Below are 7,007 nucleotides of genomic sequence, written 5' to 3' on the forward strand. Positions count from 1 at the left end.
CTGGACGCGCTGTCGGGACCGCTTACCTGGCACAGCGCCGTCAGCGCCTGGCCGACGCCGACGCGGCCAGGCGTGGTGCGGAGACCTTGCACGAGGCACTGACCGGCGGCCGCCGAGAGCACGTGCCGCGATCTCGCGGGCGGCCTGCTCCTCGAAGCGGCGTATCTGGTGGACGCCGGCGCCGAGCACGACTTCCACACCGAGATCGGGAGGCTGACCGGCGAACTGGGGCTGACAGCGGAGATCACCGGCCCGTGGCCGCCGTACTCGTTCACGAGCGTGGAGTTCGCCGATGCCTGAGCACAACGCCGCGAGCCTCGTCGACCTGCTCGACCGGGTGGTGCACCGGGGCGCGGTGGTGCGTGGCGACGTCGTCATCGCGCTGGCGGGTGTCGAGCTGATCCGGCTCGACCTGCGGTTGCTGCTGATCGGCATCGGCAGCGCCAGATGAGCGCGCAGGACGCGGGCAGAGGGCTCGGCCGGATCGTCGTGGCCGTGCTGGAGATCGTGTGTGAACTGCTCGAGCGCCAGGCGTTGCGCCGCGTGGACGCGGGCACGCTGACCGACGAGGAGGTGGAGAACCTCGGCCAGGCGCTGATCTCGCTGCAACGCCAGTTCGCGGCACTGCGCGAAGCATTGGGGGAGCCGGATTCCACCGGCGTCCGGCTCCCTGTCGACATCGCGAGCCTGTTGTCAGAAGAGAGGACATCATCGTGACCGCTCCTGCTATCTCCAACTCCGGCGGCGGACTGGCCGACGTGCTGAACGTCTTGCTGGACAAAGGACTCGTGATCGACGCGTCGGTGCGGGTCTCGCTGATCGGCATCGAGATCCTGGCCATCGACATCAAGGTCGTGATCGCCAGCGTGGACACCTACATCCGTTACCTGGAAGCGATGCAGCGGCTCGAAGCGGCGCGCCGGGGCGTGATCACGCCGCCGCCGACCCCGCAGGGCATCGCCGGCACGTACGGCCTGCTCGCCTCGGCGGTCCCGGCTGTCGTCACTCCGGCCATGGTCACGCCGGCTCCGGCTCAGGCTGCGGTTCCGGTGGAGGAGCACAGGTCGTGAGCCTGCACCTGCACGGCGTGGTGCGGGCGAGACACCGGCTGCCGGATGACTCGCCGTTCCGGTTGGTAGGACTGGAGGATCTCGCCGTGGTGGTCAGCGACCGGGGGGAGGAGCGTGCATTGACCGAGCAGGAAGCGGTCGCGCACCTGTCCGCGTTGTGCGCGCTGCTGCCGGGTGGTCCGGTGCTGCCGATGCGCATCGGTACCACCGCGGTGGACGAGGCCGCGGCCCGTGCCGCCGTGCACGCACTGGTCCTGTCGACGCTGCGCGATCACCTCAGCCAGCTCGACGGCATGGCGGAAATGCACGTTCGACTGGTGTTCGAGGAGGGCGCGGCACTCCGCGCGGTCCACGACAAGGGCACGCTCACCGGTGGTGGTGGCGATCTGGCCTCCACCATCGCGCAGGGTGAACGGATCGCCAGGGAGATCGAGTGGTGGCGGAGGAACCAGGCCGACGTGCTGCTCGCGCCAATCGCGGAGATGGCTCGCGCGGTCGCCCTGCTCGACTCGAGCGACCACACCGAGGAGCACCGCGCGTTCGTCGTGCGGCTGGATGAGGCCGAGACAGTGCGTGCCGCGGTGTCCGCGTTGGGCACGTCGGACAACATCACGTCGAGCTGCATCGGCCCGTTGCCGGCGTTCCACTTCTTCGATCTCGCCACACAGCGCGGGAACCAGTCCACGTCCCGTTGGGGCTGGTGACGGTCAGCCGATGGTGAACGTGGCGCCCGGCGCGGCGTGGTCGACGGGGCCGGTATAGCGGGACGAGGCACGGGTGACCGCTTCCCGCGTGGTCAGGAAGCGGCCCACGTGCGTCACGATCAACCTGCCCGCGCCTGAACTGGCCGCGGTCTCACCCGCGTCCTCCGGAGTGTGATGTGCCATGTCCGGCGTCTTCTCCGCGCTTTCGGACTCGCACAGCAGCACATCGGTGCCGCGCGCCAGCTCGGTGAGGCTCGGGCACGGCGCGGTGTCGCCGGAGTACGTCAGCGATCGGCCCGCCGCCTCGATGCGCACGCCGAACGCCGGGATGCCGTGCTCGACCGCTGCCGTCGTCAGCCGCATCGAACCGACCGTCGTGTCGAGCCCGTCGCGGAGTTCGGTCACCGCGAACGCCGACTCGACCGGGCTGCGTTGCGGGCCGTTGGTGAGGAAGCCTGCGAGGCGGTCGGCGATGCCCGGCGGGCCGTACAACGGGATCGGGTCGCGCTCGACGTCCGCGAACAGCAGGGCGTAATAAGTGGTGAGCAGGTCCGCGCTGTGGTCGGCGTGCAGGTGCGAGATCCAGATCGCGTCCAGGTCCTCCAGCCGTGTGTGGCGCTGGAGCGGACCGAGCGTGCCGGTGCCCGCGTCCATCCACACGCGAGTGTCGCCGTGCGACACGAGGTAGCCCGAGCACGGGTTGTCCGTGCTCGGGTACGGCGTCGCGCACCCGAGCACGGTCAGGCTGAGTCCCATCACGCCAGGCTAGATCAACGAGCGCGGGTGCCCTTGAGCTTCACCAGTTCCGACTCGTGGAGGTTCTCCTCCACCTTGAGCGTGCCGGGCACCTTCGCGTCCGGCCGGCTCATGTACGACTGGGTCGCGGACGGCCGTCCCACCAGCGAGAAGCGCAGCTCGCCGGTGAGGCTCTTGGTCTTGAGGCTGTTGGTGTCGTGGAACGCCCGCAGCACCCCGTCTCGGGTCAGGTCCTTCTTGCCGCAGGCCTTCTCCAGCACGGCCACGAACGCCATCGCGACGGTGTAGCCGTGCACGGTGTTCAGCGTGCCTTCCTCACCGGGGAAGCGCTGGTGGTAGCCGTCGCGCAGCTCACGGACGCCCTCCACGTCGGCGCTCCACGGCGCGACCGGCGACGTGAGCAGGACCTGCTTGGCGAACACCGGCGCGACCGGCGACTCCATCATCGCCGGGTCGTAGCTGACGGCGCTGGACAGGATCGGCACGTTCCACCCGAGCTGCGCGGCGATCCCCACGGCGGCCGCGGTCTGCGGCGGGGTCAGGCTCAGGACCACGACCTTGGCGCCGGCGGCCTTGAGCGCGCCGATCTGCTCGGTCAGGTTCGCAGTCGTCTCCGTGACCGCCTGCTCGGAGATCTTCATGCCCCAGTTCTCCGCGGCGAACCGGCTGCCCTCCAGCGCGTTGTCACCGAAGCTGCCGCGCAGGTGGACGTGACCGATCGTGTCGCCCGCCGCGAGGGCTCCCTTGCGCTTGTAGTGGTCGAGGCCGTTGATGATGTCGAGGTCATAGGTCGTGCCGACGATCATCATGTGCGGGTTGCCGAGCAGGGAGGCCGCCCACGAACCTGGCACCGTGAGCGCCCGCGTCTGCATCAGGTCCGGCTCGATGGCGGCGGTCATCGGCTGACCTGCCACGTCGATGAATCCCAGCACCTGCGGTTCCAGCTCGAAATAGCCGTCGAGCGCCTTCTGGACGTCGTACGCGTGGTCCTTCTGCTTCAGCTCAACGCGGCGGCCGCACACGCCACCACGTTTGTTGACATCGTCGAGATAGAGCTCATAGCCGCGGATGCGGTAAATCGAAGACCCTTTGAACGGTCCTGTCATGTCTGTCAACACACCGAGCGAAATCGATTCAGTGGTGACTCCAGGACCAGTTCGGAGCTTGGGCTCGGTCGTGTCAACCGAGGCACACGCGGTGAGCGTGCCGAGCAGCAGGGTGGCGGACAAGAATAGCTGGCGAATGGACATTCGATGCCTTGTCGCAGGGTGGTTACTCGCGGGTAGCGCGAAGTATTGGGTAACAGGTCTCGGCCAGTCCAACTTTGTGGCCCGAAACACCCTCCAGGGTGAATAGCTTCGGTCGCCGATGTAAAAGGCGCGCCGGGTACCGTGATCCGGTGGAAGAGCCCGTGTGGAACGAGTGGCAGCGGCCTGGACCGACGCCCGCCCAGCGGCGGCGCGACATCGGCATCACGGCGATCGTGCTGCTGTGCGCGGTCGAGGCCACCGTGCTGATCAACAGCATGGGCGCCTTCGCGTTCGGTCGCGCTCCTGGCCTGCGCGAGCAGCTCGCGTGGGTGCTCGCGCTGTCGCTGCCCCTGGTGGTGCGCCGCCGCTACCCGCTGGCGGTCATGCTCGTGGTGTCCGCCGTGTTCATCGCCGCGCAGTGGCGGCAGGTCGGCGACAACCTGGTGCCGTCCGCGATCCTGTTCCTCGCGATCTTCACCGTCGGCGCGTGGGAGCGGAACCGCGTCCTCGCGCGCTGGTCCCGCATCGGCGTCATCGTCGCGATGTTCCTGTGGCTGGGCTTCAACCTCGTGCGCGCGTTGATCGGCCCCAAGGGTGAGTTCGAGGACGCCGCAGGACCGATGGACCCGGTGCTCGCCTCCGTCCTCTACGGACTGGAGTTCAACGTCTTCTTCTTCCTGTTCGCCTACGTGGTGGGGGAGATGGCGTGGACGGCGGCCCGGCGCCGGGCACAACTGGAGTTCCAGGCCGAGGAACTGCGACGCTCGCAGGAGCAGAACACCCGCGGAGCCATCGCCGCGGAACGCATGCGCATCGCACGCGACCTGCACGACGTCGTGGCGCACCACGTGTCCGTGATGGGCATCCAGGCCGGCGCAGCGCGCAGAGTCCTCGACTCCGATCCCGCGCTGGCGCGCGACGCGCTGAAGACCGTGGAGCAGACCGCCCGTACCGCGATCAACGAGCTGCGCGGCCTGCTGGGCGTGCTGAGAGCGGACGCGGAGACCGACTCGAAGGCGGCTCCCAGTCTCGACGATCTGCCGGAGCTGCTCGACAACGCCCGTGCCGCAGGGCTGGAGGTCTCGCACGGCGTGTACGGCGACGTGCGAGACGTGCCGTCCGCGGTGGCGTTGTCCGCGTACAGGGTCGTGCAGGAGGCACTCACGAACGTCGTCAAGCACGCCGACGCAAAGCACGTCGAGGTCCGGATGCGCTTCCTGGACAGCGCTCTGGAAGTGGAGATCACCGACGACGGCCGTGGTCTCTCGGCTTCCGGTGGTGCTGGTTTCGGGCTCGTCGGGATGCGTGAACGGCTGGCCGTGCACGGCGGTTCGCTGGAAGCAGGACCACGGCGTGACGCGGGCTATCTCGTCCGTGCATCGCTGCCCACGGAGGAGAAGGCGTGAGTTTGCGAGTCGTACTGGCCGACGACCAGGACCTGGTCCGCGCCGGTTTCCGGGTCATCCTCGGCACCGAGCCGGGCATCGAGGTGGTCGGCGAGGCGGGCGACGGTGCCGAGGCCGTGGAGCTGGCCTCGCGGCTGCGCCCGGACGTCGTGCTGATGGACGTGCAGATGCCGCGCATGGACGGCCTCGAAGCCACCCGCCAGATCCTCTCCGCTGGTCACGGCACCCGTGTGGTCATACTGACGACGTTCGACCGCGAGGACTACCTCTTCGAGGCGCTGCAGGCGGGGGCGAGTGGGTTCCTGCTGAAGAACGCCACGCCGGAGGACCTCGTGGAGTCCGTGCGGGTGGTGGCACGCGGCGACGCGTTGCTGTCGCCCGAGGTGACTCGCCGGGTGATCGCGCGGTTCAGCACGGTCGGTTCGCGCGAGCGCACGCGGCCGCCTTCGTTGACCGACCGCGAGTTCGAGGTGCTGGTCGAGCTGGCCAAGGGCGCGTCCAACGCGGAGATCGCCGCCACGTTGTTCCTGGGGGAGACCACGGTGAAGACGCACGTCTCGCGCGTGCTGGCCAAGCTCGGGCTGCGGGATCGCACGCACGCCGTGGTGTTCGCGTACGAGCGGGGGATCGTCACGCCGGGAGGCTGAGTACGCAATCTGACGTACGCGAGATCAGAGCGTGAGCGGATGATGCGGGCGCTCGTGGTCGCGAGAGTAAGACGCGACACCACGAGAGAAGGAGTGCACCGCGATGACTACCACCCGCAAGCTCAGTGGCCGAGCCCGCAAGGCAGTGCTGCTCGTGCACGTCCTGTCGGCGGCGGCGTGGCTCGGCATCGACCTCGCGCTGGGGATCCTCGTCGTGGTCGCACTGTCCACTGAGGACATCAACACCGCGGGGGTCGCGATCCAGGCGATCGACCTGTTCGCGATCTGGCCGATGTTCGGCGCCAGCGTCGTCTGCATGATCTCGGGCGTCGTGCTCGGCGTCGGCAGCAAGTACGGGCTCGTGAAGTACTGGTGGGTCGCCATCAAGCTGTTCCTGAACGTCGGCATGTCACTGCTGATCGCGTTCTCGTTGCGGCCGGGCGTGGCCGAGGCGGCGCGGATCGGCGAGCGGATGCTGGCAGGCGACCCGACCGCGGTGATCCCGTCCGACATCATGCACCCGGTCGTCGTCGCGCCGACGTTGCTGCTGTTCGCCTACATCCTGTCCGTGTTCAAGCCGTGGGGCCGGATCCGCAAGTCAGCGGAACCAGTCAAGCGCCAGCGCCGCGACCTCGTCGGGGCGGTCTAGCTGCAGGAAGTGCCCGGCGCCCGCCACGATCTCGACCCGCGAACCAGGGGCGAGACCCGTGGCGGCGTCGGCGTACTTGTCCGGCGTGATGCACCCGTCGTCGGCGCCGGCGAGCACCAGCATCGGGATCCGCGCGGGCTTCTCGGAGATCTTCGCCAGCGAGGACAGCTCCGGATCGTGCAGCGACCGGTCGAAGTTCGCCCGGTACAGCCTGAGCGCGTTGGCCCTCAGCGCAGGATCCTCGTACATGGTCCTGACGTACTGCGGTACTTCGAGACCCGGCGACCACGTGCGCCACAGATAGTCGATCAGCGTGTCGTTCAGCAGACCCTCGGCCACACCGGGCACCTGGAACAGGAACAGGTAGAAGAACCGTTGCTGCTGAGCGGGATCGTCGAAGATCGTGCGCAGCGCGGCCGGCGGCGGCACGGACATCGTGATGACGCGGCGGACCCGTTCCGGCCACACCGCCGCGAGCCGCGCGGCCACACCGGCGCCGATGTCGTGCCCGATCACGTCCAGCGG

At 68.7% G+C, this 7,007-nt stretch carries 10 protein-coding genes and 1 pseudogene; 8 read left to right on the forward strand and 3 right to left on the reverse strand.

Features of this window, described 5'->3' with window-relative positions:
* Positions 1–117: 117 nt before the first annotated feature.
* From FXN61_RS45820 to FXN61_RS45840, 5 genes and pseudogenes are all read left to right on the forward strand, one after another.
* A pseudogene (locus tag FXN61_RS45820) lies at positions 118–300 on the forward strand (GvpL/GvpF family gas vesicle protein); the annotation flags it as partial.
* The gene (gvpJ, locus tag FXN61_RS45825) at positions 293–451 is read left to right on the forward strand and encodes a gas vesicle protein GvpJ (protein ID WP_167980083.1); all 159 of its coding nucleotides are present in this window, start codon (positions 293–295) and stop codon (positions 449–451) included. The pseudogene FXN61_RS45820 and the gene gvpJ (FXN61_RS45825), both read left to right, overlap by 8 nt.
* On the forward strand, positions 448–717 hold the full coding sequence (locus FXN61_RS45830) for a gas vesicle protein K (RefSeq protein WP_167980084.1): 270 nt from the start codon (positions 448–450) through the stop codon (positions 715–717). The genes gvpJ (FXN61_RS45825) and FXN61_RS45830 overlap by 4 nt, the downstream gene beginning before the upstream one ends.
* The gene (gvpJ, locus tag FXN61_RS45835; RefSeq protein WP_376770818.1) at positions 711–1,070 is read left to right on the forward strand and encodes a gas vesicle protein GvpJ; all 360 of its coding nucleotides are present in this window, start codon (positions 711–713) and stop codon (positions 1,068–1,070) included. The genes FXN61_RS45830 and gvpJ (FXN61_RS45835) overlap by 7 nt, the downstream gene beginning before the upstream one ends.
* Positions 1,067–1,774, forward strand: a complete 708-nt coding sequence (locus FXN61_RS45840; RefSeq protein WP_167980085.1) for a GvpL/GvpF family gas vesicle protein — start codon at positions 1,067–1,069, stop codon at positions 1,772–1,774. Before gvpJ (FXN61_RS45835) ends, FXN61_RS45840 begins: the two co-directional genes overlap by 4 nt.
* Positions 1,775–1,777: 3 nt before the next feature.
* Here the strand turns inward: FXN61_RS45840 and FXN61_RS45845 are convergent, their stop codons facing one another.
* Entirely contained in the window at positions 1,778–2,530 is a 753-nt protein-coding gene (locus tag FXN61_RS45845; protein ID WP_167980086.1) for an MBL fold metallo-hydrolase, read from the reverse strand.
* Between the two features lie 14 nt (positions 2,531–2,544).
* Positions 2,545–3,780: an ABC transporter substrate-binding protein gene (locus FXN61_RS45850; protein WP_281360875.1), complete on the reverse strand. Its 1,236-nt coding sequence runs from the start codon at positions 3,778–3,780 to the stop codon at positions 2,545–2,547.
* Between the two features lie 149 nt (positions 3,781–3,929).
* Between FXN61_RS45850 and FXN61_RS45855 the strand changes: the two genes are divergently transcribed.
* From FXN61_RS45855 to FXN61_RS45865, 3 genes are all read left to right on the forward strand, one after another.
* On the forward strand, positions 3,930–5,186 hold the full coding sequence (locus FXN61_RS45855) for a sensor histidine kinase (protein WP_312878519.1): 1,257 nt from the start codon (positions 3,930–3,932) through the stop codon (positions 5,184–5,186).
* Entirely contained in the window at positions 5,183–5,833 is a 651-nt protein-coding gene (locus FXN61_RS45860; protein ID WP_312878520.1) for a response regulator, read from the forward strand. Before FXN61_RS45855 ends, FXN61_RS45860 begins: the two co-directional genes overlap by 4 nt.
* Before the next feature lie 103 nt (positions 5,834–5,936).
* Positions 5,937–6,482 (forward strand): hypothetical protein, encoded by a 546-nt coding sequence (locus FXN61_RS45865; protein WP_167980088.1) that lies wholly within the window; start codon positions 5,937–5,939, stop codon positions 6,480–6,482.
* On the opposite strand, the gene FXN61_RS45870 is transcribed toward FXN61_RS45865, so the two are convergent.
* A partial coding sequence (locus FXN61_RS45870; protein ID WP_167980089.1) for an alpha/beta fold hydrolase occupies positions 6,432–7,007 on the reverse strand: 576 nt, incomplete at its 5' end. The two genes, FXN61_RS45865 and FXN61_RS45870, sit on opposite strands and share 51 nt — an antisense overlap.

Origin of the sequence: Lentzea indica (genome assembly GCF_012184385.1) — a bacterium.
In the GTDB taxonomy this organism is placed as follows: domain Bacteria; phylum Actinomycetota; class Actinomycetes; order Mycobacteriales; family Pseudonocardiaceae; genus Lentzea; species Lentzea indica.